This window comes from Bacillus sp. YBsi01 (assembly GCF_038406745.1).
Lineage (GTDB): Bacteria > Bacillota > Bacilli > Bacillales > Bacillaceae > Bacillus > Bacillus siamensis.
Genome location: NZ_CP151679.1, coordinates 2,471,832 through 2,485,737 on the forward strand (window position 1 = coordinate 2,471,832; position 13,906 = coordinate 2,485,737).

Annotated in this window: 17 protein-coding genes; 2 read left to right on the forward strand and 15 right to left on the reverse strand. The window is 43.5% G+C overall.

Annotated elements, in window-relative coordinates:
* Positions 1 to 46: 46 nt before the first annotated feature.
* The 15 genes from AADZ70_RS12370 to degS all read right to left on the reverse strand — a co-directional run bounded on the left by AADZ70_RS12370 (position 47) and on the right by degS (position 11,710).
* Positions 47 to 1,033 (reverse strand): flagellin, encoded by a 987-nt coding sequence (locus AADZ70_RS12370; RefSeq protein WP_342007113.1) that lies wholly within the window; start codon positions 1,031 to 1,033, stop codon positions 47 to 49.
* A 143-nt stretch (positions 1,034 to 1,176) separates the two neighbouring features.
* Positions 1,177 to 1,401, reverse strand: coding sequence for a carbon storage regulator CsrA (csrA, locus tag AADZ70_RS12375; RefSeq protein ID WP_003151402.1), 225 nt, complete (start codon positions 1,399 to 1,401; stop codon positions 1,177 to 1,179).
* Positions 1,395 to 1,826, reverse strand: coding sequence for a flagellar assembly protein FliW (gene fliW / locus AADZ70_RS12380; protein ID WP_016937778.1), 432 nt, complete (start codon positions 1,824 to 1,826; stop codon positions 1,395 to 1,397). Before fliW ends, csrA begins: the two co-directional genes overlap by 7 nt.
* A 29-nt stretch (positions 1,827 to 1,855) precedes the next feature.
* A complete protein-coding gene (locus AADZ70_RS12385; protein WP_095241250.1) occupies positions 1,856 to 2,425 on the reverse strand; it encodes a DUF6470 family protein in 570 nt (189 codons plus the stop codon).
* 90 nt (positions 2,426 to 2,515) lie between these two features.
* Complete coding sequence (flgL, locus tag AADZ70_RS12390) at positions 2,516 to 3,433, reverse strand: flagellar hook-associated protein FlgL (protein ID WP_016937776.1); 918 nt, start codon at positions 3,431 to 3,433, stop codon at positions 2,516 to 2,518.
* A 12-nt stretch (positions 3,434 to 3,445) separates the two neighbouring features.
* On the reverse strand, positions 3,446 to 4,963 hold the full coding sequence (gene flgK / locus AADZ70_RS12395; RefSeq protein ID WP_049627498.1) for a flagellar hook-associated protein FlgK: 1,518 nt from the start codon (positions 4,961 to 4,963) through the stop codon (positions 3,446 to 3,448).
* A 15-nt stretch (positions 4,964 to 4,978) separates the two neighbouring features.
* Positions 4,979 to 5,461, reverse strand: coding sequence for a flagellar protein FlgN (locus AADZ70_RS12400; RefSeq protein ID WP_045926612.1), 483 nt, complete (start codon positions 5,459 to 5,461; stop codon positions 4,979 to 4,981).
* Positions 5,462 to 5,475: 14 nt separating this feature from the next.
* Positions 5,476 to 5,742, reverse strand: a complete 267-nt coding sequence (gene flgM / locus AADZ70_RS12405) for a flagellar biosynthesis anti-sigma factor FlgM (protein WP_016937773.1) — start codon at positions 5,740 to 5,742, stop codon at positions 5,476 to 5,478.
* 69 nt (positions 5,743 to 5,811) lie between these two features.
* On the reverse strand, positions 5,812 to 6,231 hold the full coding sequence (locus AADZ70_RS12410; protein ID WP_016937772.1) for a TIGR03826 family flagellar region protein: 420 nt from the start codon (positions 6,229 to 6,231) through the stop codon (positions 5,812 to 5,814).
* Positions 6,232 to 6,304: 73 nt separating this feature from the next.
* Positions 6,305 to 6,814 (reverse strand): phosphoribosyltransferase family protein, encoded by a 510-nt coding sequence (locus AADZ70_RS12415; RefSeq protein WP_342007114.1) that lies wholly within the window; start codon positions 6,812 to 6,814, stop codon positions 6,305 to 6,307.
* Between the two features lie 185 nt (positions 6,815 to 6,999).
* Complete coding sequence (locus AADZ70_RS12420; RefSeq protein WP_016937770.1) at positions 7,000 to 7,284, reverse strand: competence protein ComFB; 285 nt, start codon at positions 7,282 to 7,284, stop codon at positions 7,000 to 7,002.
* 57 nt (positions 7,285 to 7,341) lie between these two features.
* A complete protein-coding gene (locus AADZ70_RS12425; RefSeq protein ID WP_342007115.1) occupies positions 7,342 to 8,727 on the reverse strand; it encodes a DEAD/DEAH box helicase in 1,386 nt (461 codons plus the stop codon).
* Between the two features lie 107 nt (positions 8,728 to 8,834).
* Positions 8,835 to 9,683 (reverse strand): DegV family protein, encoded by an 849-nt coding sequence (locus AADZ70_RS12430; RefSeq protein ID WP_342007116.1) that lies wholly within the window; start codon positions 9,681 to 9,683, stop codon positions 8,835 to 8,837.
* Between the two features lie 97 nt (positions 9,684 to 9,780).
* Positions 9,781 to 10,470, reverse strand: coding sequence for a two-component system response regulator DegU (gene degU, locus AADZ70_RS12435; protein WP_003219701.1), 690 nt, complete (start codon positions 10,468 to 10,470; stop codon positions 9,781 to 9,783).
* Between the two features lie 76 nt (positions 10,471 to 10,546).
* On the reverse strand, positions 10,547 to 11,710 hold the full coding sequence (degS, locus tag AADZ70_RS12440; protein WP_016937767.1) for a two-component sensor histidine kinase DegS: 1,164 nt from the start codon (positions 11,708 to 11,710) through the stop codon (positions 10,547 to 10,549).
* A gap of 222 nt (positions 11,711 to 11,932) precedes the next feature.
* On the opposite strand from degS, the gene AADZ70_RS12445 reads away from it, so the two are divergent.
* Together AADZ70_RS12445 and AADZ70_RS12450 are read left to right on the forward strand one after the other, a co-directional pair.
* A complete protein-coding gene (locus tag AADZ70_RS12445; protein WP_045927194.1) occupies positions 11,933 to 12,580 on the forward strand; it encodes a YigZ family protein in 648 nt (215 codons plus the stop codon).
* A gap of 4 nt (positions 12,581 to 12,584) precedes the next feature.
* Positions 12,585 to 13,811 carry an LCP family protein gene (locus tag AADZ70_RS12450; protein ID WP_342007117.1) on the forward strand — a complete coding sequence of 409 codons (1,227 nt, stop codon included), beginning with the start codon at positions 12,585 to 12,587 and terminating at the stop codon, positions 13,809 to 13,811.
* Positions 13,812 to 13,906 lie beyond the last annotated feature (95 nt).

The following is a 13,906-nucleotide window of genomic DNA, read 5'->3' on the forward strand; positions in this document are numbered from 1 at the left end:
CTGCAAAAATAAAAAAAGACCCTGGAGAACCAGGATCTTTCCGTCATTAACCTTTAAGCAATTGAAGAACTTGCTGAGGCTGTTGGTTAGCTTGCGCAAGCATTGCTTGAGAAGCCTGAGTAAGGATGTTGTTTTTCGTGTACTCCATCATCTCAGAAGCCATGTCTACGTCACGGATACGTGATTCAGCAGAAGTCAGGTTCTCAGAAGAAGTACCAAGGTTGTTGATTGTGTGCTCTAAACGGTTTTGAACCGCACCAAGTTTAGCGCGCTCGCTAGATACTGTGTCGATAGCTGTTTTGATTGTTGTAAGAGCTGAAGACGCAGCTTTAGCTGAAGAAGAGATGTCGATACCTTTTGTTACTTTAGAATCTCCAGCCACAGCACTGTCAGCTTGATAAACTAATTTATCAGCAGCATCATAGTAGCCATTCGGTCCTTTAGAACCGTCAGTTACAAGTGTTGCTTCATTTCCATCTTTATCTGTAATTTTAGATCCGTCAGCATTTGCTGTATAAGTTGTACCGACTTTCAGGCTTTCAGAATCCATTTTATTGATAGACAGGCTCATTGTTTGGCCTTCGTTAGCTCCGATTTGGAACGTAAGATCTTTTGCAGTTCCGTCAAGAAGTTTCTTCGTGTTGAACTCAGTGTCAGTAGAAATTCTTGTTACTTCAGATGATAATTGGTCCATCTCTTTTTGAAGCTCAGAACGGTCTGAATCTGTGTTTGTATCGTTCGCCGCTTGTGTAGCAAGCTCGCTCATACGCTGAAGAATGCTGTGAGTTTCGTTCAATGCACCCTCAGATGTTTGGATAAGAGAGATTCCGTCTTGAGCGTTTTTAGACGCCATGTCTAAACCGCGGATTTGAGAACGCATTTTTTCAGAGATCGCAAGACCCGCAGCGTCATCACCAGCGCGGTTGATGCGAAGACCTGAAGATAATTTTTCCATGTTTTTTGCAGCAGAGCTTGAACCTGCATTCAGCTGACGGCTAGTGTTAAGAGCCGCGATATTGTGGTTGATTCTCATTTTGTATTTCCTCCCTGAATTGTTTTTCGCACGTCCTTGTGCATTTGTGCAGCATCATTTTTGAAGAAAATTTTCCTCTCATTGGCTACACTATATATATCGGACGGCCGCTTCTATTGTTTATATTGAAAATAAAAAAACCCTCACTTTTTTTGTGAGGATAAATTAAGTAATAAATCAGTATTAAAAGATACAGCTCTGTTATTCTCTTCCAGGATAGACAAGTATATTTCCTTCCGATGAATATCCACGTGCTGCGGCGCTTCAATTCCCAGTTTCACTTGCTCTCCTTCGATGGCAATCACCTTGATTTCAATATCCGGCCCGATTTGAATGGACTCATTCACTTTTCTCGAGAGAACTAGCATGATCCTCCTCCTATCAAATGTTTTGTTTCATAGGAAGCATCATGTAAAATGATTTGTTTCGCCTTCATTTCCTTTTTATTCACGATAATCGGCGCTTTTAAATTGGCGGTCGTGTTTTCAAAAGGCTCTTCCAGCGTTAAAATCGCCATCACTTCGACGTCCTCTATATCTTCAATGTGCAAAAGCTCCAGAGTCGATTGGTCAATGTCAAATTCGTATCCTTTAAAGAAAATAAACGGACTGGCGACAATAAAGGCGATATGCTCCTGTTTGACAGACTGCAGCGCCAAAAACGGTGAATCTTCCGACAAAGGAAGAACAACAAATTGAGTCTCGTCATTAAATCCCGGCAGCCCGTTTTCAAATGAGATAATCTGCCCTTCGTCTATTCTGATTTCTCCGTGATATTTTGTTTTAATAATCATGCTTCACAATCCTTTACCACTTTCATCTTTTATTCTGTATTACCGTCGTCAACCGAAATCGTCACTTTAGGGTCTTGCCTCATATCAATCTGAACTCTCCCCGGTGTGTAATTCCATACCGGTTTATGGGCGGTGGCTTCAATTGAAGGTTTGCGGGCTTCAATATCAACCGTAAGCTTTGAAGGAATGCAGTCAATGTCAACGAGAAACTGCGCAGGCAGAAAGTCGCTGAATTCGCCGAATGGATCAGGCGGGCTGACATCCGCTGCCTGCCGGGCCATCACATTGCCGGTTTTCTTTTCGATAGCCGCCATTTCCTTCCCTTCTCTGACTGTTTTCGCAATAAACTCACTGCATGCTTCCGCACCTTTCTGGGCGGCTTCAGCGTTCAGCTTTTCAAATGATTTCAGATTTAAGTTCTCCCACGCCCTCGTCTGATCAATCGTCAGTTTGGCCGGCGTGCTTTCAATGTTCAGCTCTGCCGGCGGCTGCTCGATTTCCAGGTCAGCGGGCGGCTGTTCCATCTCGATTTCTTCCTTCTGAAAGGTTATACCGATTTTAGCAGGCACACTGTCAATAATCAATCTCTGCATCTGCATAGAGACCCCTCCTCTTTAGAGTGTTCTAGTAAAAAAAGCGATCTCCCTGTTGTGAGTCGCTTTTTTTATATATAGAAGACGTTTCATCTATTATTTCAGGAAGTCGATCAGTGACGGCTGAATGATATTCGCATTTACTGACAGCGCAGCTTTATGAACCGTCTGCTGAGATAAATAATCAACAATCACATCTTCCATTTCTACATCTTCATTATCTGACAATACTTTTTCAGCGGTAGCAGCTTGAGATTCCAACCTTGTCTTAATGAGTTCCAAACGGTTTGTTCGGGCGCCGATATTGGATTTTTCAGCATTCATTTTGTCAGTAAAACCGTCGATGTCTGACAGAATTTGATTTGAATCTGCTTCAGAAAGCGTACCTTTGCTTAAAGAAGCTTCTAATGAGTTGAGAAATTCAAATACATTATCTCCATTTTGAGCGACGCCCCCGAAAGCTGATTTCGGGTCAGAATTCACTTTCAGCACTGCCCCGTTCGAAATGTTGATGTTAACATCCGAAGCACTAGTGTAATTTTCATAGTTGTACGTATACGTGCCGTCGGCATTTTCAGTGATCGGCGGGACATCTGAATTTGTTCCGTTAAACAGGTAACGCCCGTTCACTTGAGTATTCGCGACAGAAACGAGCTGCTTTTTCAGCTGGCCGATTTCTGTACCGATTGCTTTTAATTCCGTTTCACCGTTCGAATCACTTTTTGCCTTAATCATCAAGTCTCGGATTTTCCCCATAATATCCGTCTCTGAGTTTACGCTGGATTCCGAGTTTTCCAGCCATGTGAAACCTTGCGAAACATTCCGCTGATACTGGTTGACCTGCGCAAGCTGAGTACGGTACTGCATTCCCTTCATTGCGACGACCGGATCATCAGAAGCTTTGGTGATTTTTTTCCCCGTAGACACTTGCTGCTGAAGCCGATCGAGCTTGTCATAACTTGAGCCGATAAATCGAAGAGAATTTTTTGCGATCATCCCTTGAGTTACTCTCATTTACTTATCTCCTTATCTTCCTCCGGTGCCCATACCGTTAATAATTTTATCGTATATTTGATCCTGCATCGTTATGATTCGCGCAGCGGCATTATAAGCGTGCTGAAACTGAATCATATTTGTCATTTCTTCATCTAATGACACGGCGCTGACTGATTGTCTCCGCTGATCGGCCGAAAGGGTGTTGCTTTCAGAGTTGTTCATAAGATTGGCCGCTTTTTGTGAATTAACGCCCAGCTTGCCGATAAGGGATTCATAAAAGTCATTAATTGTAGTGGTTTCACCGTTAATTGTCAGCTTGCTGTTCTGCACGGCTGCCAGGTTTGTCGCGTTTGTGCCGTCGCTTTTTTCTCCGTTTAACGACGCTGCGATATTGTCTGTAGACGCAAGGACTTTGTCACTGACTTTTATTTTGGCTGCCGCCCCTTTTACCGGCACCGCTTCATCACCGCTGAAATCAAAAAATGCTGCGCCCTGTTCGCCTGTATAGGTCTTTCCTTTTTCGTGAACTGCATTAAACGCGTCAGCAAAGGAGAGCGCCATATTATCAAGAGCAGTCATCATTTCAGGATAAAGGCCCTTTTCTTCTCCATTTGACATATAGCCGTATGACTCAATAAGACCTAAAAGTGAGCCTTTGCCGGTAAATGCATCAGCATTAACCGCATTGCTGCCGACGGATACGCTTGACACAAGACCGCTGTCCTGGTCGTAGTTGATTTTCATTTCTGAAACGGTTTTTGTATTACCATCAAGCAGTGTTCCGAGAGAATTGTTGTTTCCGTTCAGCAATTCCACGTTGACCGTGCCCTCAGCAGTCGCCAAGGCATGTCCGCCCGACTTATTATATGAAACTTTTATATTTGCCATAGAAGATAGTTGGTCAATCAATCTGTCTCTTTGGTCATATAAATCATTAGGAAGCATACCGCTCGGCTCAACTGCCGCTATTTGAGTATTAAGGTCATTCAGCTGATTTAAAATTGAATTGGCCTGATCCGCTGTGTTATCCAGGTTCTTTTTAATATCCCCCTGAATGTTAGTCAAAGAGCTTGATATATAGTTAAAACTCTCGACAAGAGATTTCCCCTGCTCCTGCAAGACTGAGCGCGCTCCCGTATTTTCCGGGTTCGTCGCCAGGTCCTGAAGGGCATTCCAAAACGAACTGAGTGATCCGTTTAATCCGTTATCATCAAGCTCTTTCATGACGCCTTCCATTTGCGACAATGAATTGGAACGGGCTGTATAGTAGCCTAATTTTGTATTTTCAGTTCTGTACTGATAGTCTAAAAAACTGTCTCTGACACGCTCCACTGAACCTGCTTTGACCCCGGTTCCGATTTGGCCGGCCGTCAGCTCACTGTTTTTTGATACAGCAGGGTAAGGGCTCGTCGATTGTAAGGTGACGCGCTGCCTTGTATATCCTTCTGTATTTGCATTTGCAACGTTATTTGAAACTGTGCTCAATGCAGTCTGCTGCGCACTCAGTGCACGTCTTGCTGTTTCGAGCCCCATAAATGTCGATGGCATTGAAAATCCTCCGTTCTAAGCTTTTGAATCGAATAATGTCAAACGGCTGACAGGCTGGCGCGCCGCTTGCGGCTCTTTATAATTCATATTCTCTTTTTCATCCGGCATGATCATATCGAATGCCCCTGAGATGAATTGCAAAGCCTGAATCGTGAGCTGCTTATTCATCTCGTTCACTTCTTTCAGACGGTTAAGAAGCGCAGATAAAGAGTGAAATAATCCTTCAAGCTCCTGTTTTTCACTGCCTGAAGTTCTTGAGATACATGCAGCAATTGTGTTATCTTCATCGCGGCTGAGAAACTGGGAAGTTAACTTGATTCGCTCTTCTTCAGTCTGCCCGATTGCCTGAATATACTTTTGCTCTTTGGTTAATATGTTGGAAAGCTCTTTTGTTTTACCTGCTTTCAGCGCTTCCGTTTTCTCCTCAGACAGCGTGAGCAGATGTTCATGCAGTGCGCAAAGTCGCTTCAGTTGATCGATAATTGGCTTTGCTGACATTGGCTTTCTCCTTTTTATTGCTTTTTATAGAAATTCATTATTTTTTCAGCGATGCTGTTTGAATCTATTTTATATGTTCCGCTCTCTATATCCGCTTTCAGCTGAGCGATTTTTTCCTGACGTGTTTTAGTGACCGCATCAGACGCATTTTGAAGCTCTTTTGCATGAGAAGAAATTTCCACTTTGTCTTTCGGCTTTGCAGCCTCTTTTTGTACGGCTTGCTTTTCGTAATTTTTTTGGTATGGATTAACGGATTGTGTTCCGTACTGATTGATTTTCATTGGATTCCTCTCGCTTTCTGTTCGCAGTCTAATTCTTTTATCGACTGCGTTATCAGTTAGTTTAGGGAATCAGGTGTTTTTGGTATTATAGGCATAGTATGTGTCTTTAGTACCATTTTTCTCTTTGAATTCAGCAGCTGTTTCTTGGTTCATATGATCTAATTGCGACTCGATATCAGTCTGACAGGACTTGCAGAATTTCCCCGTCCTGATCGGATTTCCGCACCTTTCGCAAGGGTATGCCAAATTCGGAAGATGGCTGATTTGAATCCTTTTTTGTTTGATAAACTTGAGGATCAGCTCTTCTTCCACACCTGTTTCCTCAGTAATCTGCTGCATCGTCGACTGTCTGTTGATCTGCTTTCTTAAAAATTTATAGACGGTTTCAAATGCTTTTTCTTCTTCTTTAATACATGCCTGGCATACGGTCTGCAGGTTCGTTTTAAAAAATAAAGCATTGCATTTTGGACAATTTGCCAATTCACCCATCGTTTTAACTCCTATTCCTTCATTTATCTGCCTTATATTTCTATCAATTATATCGGCAGAAAAAATGAATGATTTAGCTCCTGATTAAAGTAAAAGAGGAGACCGATAATGCTTTGCCTGCTGTCAGCAGAGCTTCGGCAGCTTGATGCAGTGTGGCGCCCGTCGTATAAATATCGTCTATTAAAATGACGTTCATACCTTCGACGGAGTTTTCAGCAGCTGAAAACTTTTTTTCTGCGGAGAGCCTTTCTGTTTTGCTTTTTTTGGATTGTTTTTCATTGTTCAGTCGGATGAGGGGGTAAATGACGGGCATTCCGAGCAGAGAGGCCAGCAGCTCGGATTGATTGAATCCGCGTTCCGCCAGCCGTTCGCCGCTCAGCGGAATAGGGACGAGAGTATGTGTATTTGACGGGTATGCCGCTTTAAAGCCGGCAGCAAAATCACGTTCAAATGCTTGAATGATTTTCGCATCACCCCGAAATTTAAACCGGGCCAATGCATCCTTCATCGCATCATTATACAAATATACCGAACGGTTCTGCCGCAGTAAAAAGCGCTTTTCCGTTTTTGATTCCCGCGACATGCAATCAGCGCATTTTTCATTTGACTCCTGAGACCTTCCGCACAAACAGCATACGGGACCTTCAATTTTTTCGAATTGATTGCTGCATGCGCTGCATACCTCTTGTTCCGGCGCAAGGGAAAATAGAGATCTCCAGGTCAGTGAACTTGAAATTGGTGAATCACACAATAAACAATTCAGAGATATTACGCTCCTTCCCGATTTTCACAGAACTCGCTTGGTTTAACTGAAACAATCGCGGCTGATTCAGCCAGAATGACAAGCAGCGCCGTATTTTTCTGTTTATCAACCATCTCTGCTTTTGCATAAGCTACTTTCTTTTTATCAGTAACATATGCCGGTTCAGCCCGGTTTAATGAAAGAGCCAGTACATCATTTTTGCATACGCGGCATGTGCATTTCATATGAAGCTGAGGCATATGGCGGTCGAGAAGTTCCCTTAATATGATTTCTTTAGAATTGACAAGCATGTTGACAGCTCCTCATAGGAAAGTATGAGTATACTGTATCACGTTTTCTGAAATTAACTAGTCCAACAATTTACTTTTTTGTGCCAATTTGTTCATATGTTCTATATGTTTTTTTGCTTTTTTCATTCCGTTTGTCATTCCGAAATGAAACATGACGACATCACCGCTGAAATGTTTATAGTGCCTTCCCGTTCTGCCTGCGATCTGCACGAGTGCGCTCTCAGTAAAGATAGGTGCTTCCGCGCCGAGGACACATGTCTGAACTTTAGGTACGGTAACTCCTCTTTCTAAAATCGTAGTTGTTACCAGCAGATCAAGCCGGCCGTCTCTGAACCGTTTCACTTTATCCTTTCTGAATGTGTCTTCCGCATGTACGCCTTCTGCCCTTACGTTTAATTTCTGAAAATAATCCGTTGTCTTTTTCAATACGTGTACAGACGGAACGAATAAGAAAACAGGCAGCCGTGATTGAAGTTTTTGACGGACCCAATCCGTTACTGAGTGTGGCAGTTTTCCTTTCTCAAGCTTCTTCTTCCAATTGCCGCACCACAAAAAACGCGGCTCCGGGAGAGGTTTTCGATGATATCTGGCCGGTATGCGGACGCTTTTCAGCAAACCGGCTTCAGCCTTCTTTTTTAATGCGTCTGAAGGAGTTGCCGTTACATAAACAAGGGCGCTGTTGTTCTTTCTGGCTTTATCAACCGCGAATCTTAATGTCTCATCGGCTGAAAAAGGAAATGCATCCACTTCATCTATTATCATGACATCAAAAATATCACGATAGCGCATCAGCTGGTGAGCGGTTGAAATCATTAGCGGAGTTAAACTGCCTTTGTCTTCACTGCCGCCGTACAGAGCTGAAACTTCAACATTCTCAAATGCTTTTTTCAGTCTCGGCAGAAGTTCAAGCACGACATCTGTACGCGGAGTCGCGACACAGACCCGCAATCCGTGATTCAGTGCAAACTCTATACCCGGAAACAGCATCTCTGTTTTCCCTGATCCGCAAACCGCCCACACTAACAGCTCTTGTTTCTCTTTTATCGCTTTTATAAGCGCGCCGGCCGCCTGCTTCTGTCCGGCTGTCAGTGTTCCTTCCCAAGCAAGCTTTACAGGCGCCCAGCCGCTTTCTGAGGTTTGATTCCAAGAATATAATGACGTCAGTTCATCAGCCCTTCCCATGACGACACAGGCACGGCAATAGGTAATATGTCTTTTGGCAGAAGGCGCCCAGAATGCGGCAAAGCAGGATTGGTCAGACTGGCCGCATCGGCGGCAGACGTAACGGTTTTTCCTGCGGATGACAGACGGCTCGGCCTTTATATATTCTTTTTCTATAAAAGGATTGATACGCTGATCTGAAAACGGTATCTCAGATCTCAACAAATGCCTGCCGTAAAAGAAATCCCGCACCTCTGAAAATTCTGAAGCATCTTCGGACATCTCTCTGCCTCCTTTCTGCTCAAAGTATGCCTGACGGGAATTTTTTTGTCGAATCCCGAAAATTAAAAAATAAAAAAATCTCCGCCCTTGAAAACGGAGATTTTCACTTAGTTTTTAAAGCACCAGCCGATTCCGATGGCGCCTTCGCCCAAATGCGTTCCGATCACGGCACCGAAATAGCTGTTATAGAATTCGACTTGAGGGTATTTACCGCTTAATTCTTGAATAATATCCGCGGCTTCTTCCTCCCTGTTTGCATGAATGACAGCTGCCCGCATCGGGATTCCTTTACTTGCATCCTCCCCAAACAGCTCAAAAATTCTAGAAATCGCTTTTTTGCGTGTCCGAATCTTCTCAAAAGGAACAATTACCTTATTGTCAAAATGAAGAATAGGCTTTACCTTTAACAGACCGCCGATAAATGCCTGAGCACTGCTTAGGCGCCCGCCCCGCTGCAGATGTGATAAATCGTCAACCATAAAATACGCACGGACTGTTTTCTTCATTTCTTCCAGCTCTTTTAAAATCTCTTCCGGAGAGTCAACACCGTCTTTAATAAGCTGTGCCGCTTTTAATGCATAAAAACCTTGCGCCAAACAGCTGATCTCTGAATCAAAAGGATAAACTTCGATATTATCAACCATAGCGTTTGCCGAAGCGGCGCTGTTATAAGTTCCGCTGATTCCGCTGGACAAATGTATGCTTATGACTGCATCATATGTTTTGCCCAGTTCTTCGTACAATGCGATCAATTCACCGAAAGAAGGCTGTGACGTAGTCGGCAGCTCATCATGATTTTTTACTTCTTTATAAAAGCTTCTCCAGTCGAGCTCTGTTTCTTCGCGGAATGTTTTTTCACCGAAAACCACTTGAAGAGGAATCATATGAATATGATGTTCTTCTCTCATCTCTTTCGGAATATATGCTGTACTGTCTGTTACAACTGCAATATTCATCACTTTACCTGCCTTATTAAGTACTTAATAAGTATTTTAATAGATATGAAGCTGTAAAAAAAGACTTGCCTATTATGGCAAGTCTTCTCATACATGACTAACGCATCTCTACCCAGCCGTTTTTAATGGCTACGACAACGGCTTGTGTCCGGTCGTTAACGTTCATTTTCTGCAAAATATTACTCACGTGGTTTTTCACTGTTTTCTCACTGATAAACAATGATTCACCGATTCCGCGGTTGCTTTTTCCGTCTGCAAGCATTTGCAGCACTTCACATTCCCGTCTCGTTAATATATGTAATGGTCTCCGAATTTCCGGATAAACCTCATGCTGAGGATGAGCGGAAACTCCGCTTGTCGCAAGACGTCGGAATTCGTTGACAAGATTGTGGGTTACTTTCGGGTGAAGGTACGAACCGCCTTCGGCTACCACTTTCACTGCCTCAATTAAAGTATCCGCGTCCATCTCTTTCAGGAGATAGCCTCTTGCGCCTGTTTTTAAAGCATGGGTCACATAGTTTTCATCATCATGGATGGAGAGGATAATCACCTTAGATTCAGGGTACAGCTCAACAAGCTGTTTAGTAGCCTCTACTCCATTTACATTCGGCATATTGATGTCCATTATGACGACATCGGGATGATAATGCTCGACGATACGAGCCGCTTCATCTCCATCGTCACCTTCTGCTACCACTTCAAAGGTAGGTTCAAAATCCAATATTCTTTTTACACCCTCACGGAATAGTTGATGGTCGTCGATAATAACAATATTTACTTTAGTCACACGCTACGCCTCCTTATCCTATTGTTCTATATACGCCGCTGTTCGGTCAATATGTCTTTTGGCTCTATTTAACAAATTATAGGCCGAGAGATAACGGAACCTTAATCATGATAAATGTCCCAAGACCTATTTTAGAGTCTATCGTTATCGTTCCTTCAAGCAGATCTACTCTTTCTTTCATTCCCAGCAAGCCGAATGACTTGTTTTTCTTTTGTTTAGCTTCCTTAATATCAAAGCCTTTTCCGTTGTCCTTAATGATAAGAACGACAAAATCAGCGGTTATTTCCACTTTTACCGTAATTTCCTCTGATTCTGAATGTTTGAGGGCATTTGTAACGGCTTCCTGAGCGAGACGGAAAAGCGCCACTTCAAATTGCGGGGCAAGCCTTTTGTTCTCCGTGTCTCCGATACACTGAAAATGTATTTTCACCTTTCCGTTGTATTCTTCAGTTGTATAAAGATATTTTCTCAGCGTCGGAATCAGCCCGAGATCGTCCAATGCCATCGGTCTTAAATCATATATAATCCTTCTGACTTCGTAAAGGGCATTCCGCACATTCTGCCGAAGATTTCTGATTTCCTGAAAGCCGTCCTCCGTGCCGCGGTCGCGAAAGATCCGTTCTATCAATTCCGATCTCATCATGACATTTGCCAGCATTTGCGCGGGACCGTCATGAATTTCTCTGGAAACTCTTTTTCTTTCTTCCTCTTGGGCTTCGATAATTCTTAAACCGAAATCTTGTTTAGCCTGCGCATCGGCAAGCAGAAGCCCTACTTGGCGAAGGTCTTGATTCAGGTAATTCAGAACGACGGTTATTTGGCTGACCAATGATTCTGACCGTTCAATGATTTCCTGTAGCCCTAAAAGCCGGCGTTCCAGATCATCCCTTCGCTCCCGCAGCTGTTTTTCACGCTGCTGAATCATCGTCAGTTCCACTTGAAGTTTGTGCGCCTTTTCATAGGCGTTGCGAATCTCTTCTTCGCTGAACTTATGGAAATTTCTGCTTACTTCAGACAAACGGTTTCTTGCGTGCCGAGTATGAACTTCAAGTTTGTCTCCCAGTTCAATGACATCGTAGACCTGCTGTTTGATCTGTTTGAGCTCTTCGACCAGCTGTTCATATTGCTGGCGCGACTGCTCTCCGATTTGAAAAACCTCGTCTTTGCTCCCGTCCACGGTTTTCAGCATTTTCATAAGTATAGAATCCAAAACTTTGGAGTCCATCTTCGATTTATTCATCGGTCTCCCTCCGTAACGGTGTTGTTATGTATTTTTATTATAAATGTAATTGAACTGCAATTTATGTCGAATTATAATGAAAGAATGCGTATATTCTAGAAAAAAACATTTTTATATAGTATCTTACTCTTTCATGATACCAAAATATGCGCAAAAATTCTAAAGTCTGTTCGAATTTGTAGAAACAAGTCTTTTAATGCTTGTCAGGAGGGTCCAGCAATCATGCTGCACAGCTATTTAACTGTTAAAGAAACGGGTGAACACGAGATTGTGATTGAAAAATCACGTTTTATCTGCCACCTGAGCCGTGCTGCTTCTGAAGAGGAAGCGCAGGAATTTATACAAAAGATAAAAAAACAGCACTGGAATGCGACTCATAACTGCTCAGCTTATCTGATCGGAGAAACGGATCATATACAAAAGGCGAATGATGACGGAGAACCAAGCGGCACAGCAGGCGTACCCATGCTGGAAGTGCTGAAAAAACGCGGCCTGAAAGATACCTGCGCGGTGGTTACCCGGTATTTCGGCGGAATAAAGCTCGGTGCAGGCGGATTGATTCGTGCATACGGGAAGTCAGTGTCTGAGGGGTTAAATCATATAGGGGTTACGGAGCGGAAGCTGATGCGGATTATGCATACATCGGCGGATTATACGTGGCTCGGCAAGATAGAGAATGAATTGAGGGAGTCAGTTTTTTTACTGAAGGATATCCATTATGCAGATCACGTCGAATTTGAAACGTACGTTGAAGAAAAAGACAAAGGCGAGTTTATAAAATGGATGACAGAACTGACGAACGGCAAGAGTAAGAATACAGAGGGAGAACTGACGTATTTAGAAACAGACGTCAGCCCTAAAGGAGACTAATGTAATGGCTGAACGTGTAAGAGTGCGTGTTCGAAAGAAAAAGAAAAGCAAACGAAAGATTATTTTCAAGCGGATTTTGCTGCTGCTTACCCTCGTTTTGTTAGTCGCTGCCGGGTTCGGCGGGTACAAAGTATACAAAACGATCAATGCGGCAGATAATGCATATGATGCCCTTTCCCGCGGAGATAAATCAAAACTGAGGGATGAAGTCATCGATATGAAGAAAAAACCGTTCTCCATTTTGTTTATGGGGATCGAGAATTATGCCACTAGCGGAAAAGGCGGACGATCAGATTCTCTTATTGTCGTTACCCTTGATCCGAGAAATAAAACAATGAAAATGCTGAGTATTCCGCGTGATACGCGGGTGACGCTTGCCGGCGACACAACCGGTAAAAAAACAAAAATCAACTCGGCTTTTGCTAAGGGCGGAGCGGATGAAACCGTGGCGACCGTAGAGGACTTATTAGACATTCCGATTGATAAGTATGTCACTGTGGATTTTAACGGATTTAAGGATGTTATTGATGAAGTCGGCGGAGTCAATGTAAAAGTGCCGTTTGACTTCGACGAGATGAGTGACGTCAGTAAAAAGAAACGGATTTACTTCAAGAAAGGAAACATGCATTTGAACGGTGAGCAGGCTCTGGCTTACGCGCGGATGAGAAAGCAGGATAAGCGCGGAGACTTCGGCCGGAATGACCGTCAAAAGCAAATCCTCAATGCACTGATCGACCAAATGTCGAAGGCTGGAAATATTGCTAACATCGATAAAATCGCTGAAACAGCGAGCAATAACGTACAAACGAATATCCGAATCACTGAAGGACTCGCTCTTCAGCAGATTTACAGCGGCTTTACCAGCAAAAAGATTGATACACTGTCCATTACAGGATCAGATTTATATTTAGGCGGCGGCGGAACCGCATCTACGGGCGGAACGTATTATTTCCAACCGGACCCGGCCAATCTCGAAAAAGTACGCCAAACCTTGCAGAAACATTTAGATTACCCGTCCGGAAGCGGCACCGCGGCCGATACTGCTTCTGACAGCACCGGAACGGACAGTACGACTGGTTCAAGTTCCGGCGGCACAGGAACAGACGACGGCACGACTGATTCGACTTCCGGCAGCACGGGAACAACTGATTCAACCAGTACTCCAGGTACAAACGGAACGGACAGCACACAGTCCGAGAGCACAAATTCAAACGGCACAACAGGCTATTAACAGCAAACCCGATCCTTTGAGAAGGATCGGGTTTTTCTATATAATAAGAGAATAGCAGAATCCATAAAAAAGCAGACCATTTGCATGATCTGCTC

Coding starts and splice junctions, on each gene's coding strand:
- AADZ70_RS12370 (WP_342007113.1), bottom strand. CDS start 1,033: ATGAGAATCAACCACAATATCGCGGCTCTTAACACTAGCCGTCAGCTG.
- csrA (WP_003151402.1), bottom strand. CDS start 1,401: ATGCTAGTTCTCTCGAGAAAAGTGAATGAGTCCATTCAAATCGGGCCG.
- fliW (WP_016937778.1), bottom strand. CDS start 1,826: ATGATTATTAAAACAAAATATCACGGAGAAATCAGAATAGACGAAGGG.
- AADZ70_RS12385 (WP_095241250.1), bottom strand. CDS start 2,425: ATGCAGATGCAGAGATTGATTATTGACAGTGTGCCTGCTAAAATCGGT.
- flgL (WP_016937776.1), bottom strand. CDS start 3,433: ATGAGAGTAACTCAAGGGATGATCGCAAAAAATTCTCTTCGATTTATC.
- flgK (WP_049627498.1), bottom strand. CDS start 4,963: ATGCCATCGACATTTATGGGGCTCGAAACAGCAAGACGTGCACTGAGT.
- AADZ70_RS12400 (WP_045926612.1), bottom strand. CDS start 5,461: ATGTCAGCAAAGCCAATTATCGATCAACTGAAGCGACTTTGCGCACTG.
- flgM (WP_016937773.1), bottom strand. CDS start 5,742: ATGAAAATCAATCAGTACGGAACACAATCCGTTAATCCATACCAAAAA.
- AADZ70_RS12410 (WP_016937772.1), bottom strand. CDS start 6,231: ATGGGTGAATTGGCAAATTGTCCAAAATGCAATGCTTTATTTTTTAAA.
- AADZ70_RS12415 (WP_342007114.1), bottom strand. CDS start 6,814: ATGTCGCGGGAATCAAAAACGGAAAAGCGCTTTTTACTGCGGCAGAAC.
- AADZ70_RS12420 (WP_016937770.1), bottom strand. CDS start 7,284: ATGCTTGTCAATTCTAAAGAAATCATATTAAGGGAACTTCTCGACCGC.
- AADZ70_RS12425 (WP_342007115.1), bottom strand. CDS start 8,727: ATGTCCGAAGATGCTTCAGAATTTTCAGAGGTGCGGGATTTCTTTTAC.
- AADZ70_RS12430 (WP_342007116.1), bottom strand. CDS start 9,683: ATGAATATTGCAGTTGTAACAGACAGTACAGCATATATTCCGAAAGAG.
- degS (WP_016937767.1), bottom strand. CDS start 11,710: ATGAATAAATCGAAGATGGACTCCAAAGTTTTGGATTCTATACTTATG.
- AADZ70_RS12445 (WP_045927194.1), top strand. CDS start 11,933: ATGCTGCACAGCTATTTAACTGTTAAAGAAACGGGTGAACACGAGATT.
- AADZ70_RS12450 (WP_342007117.1), top strand. CDS start 12,585: ATGGCTGAACGTGTAAGAGTGCGTGTTCGAAAGAAAAAGAAAAGCAAA.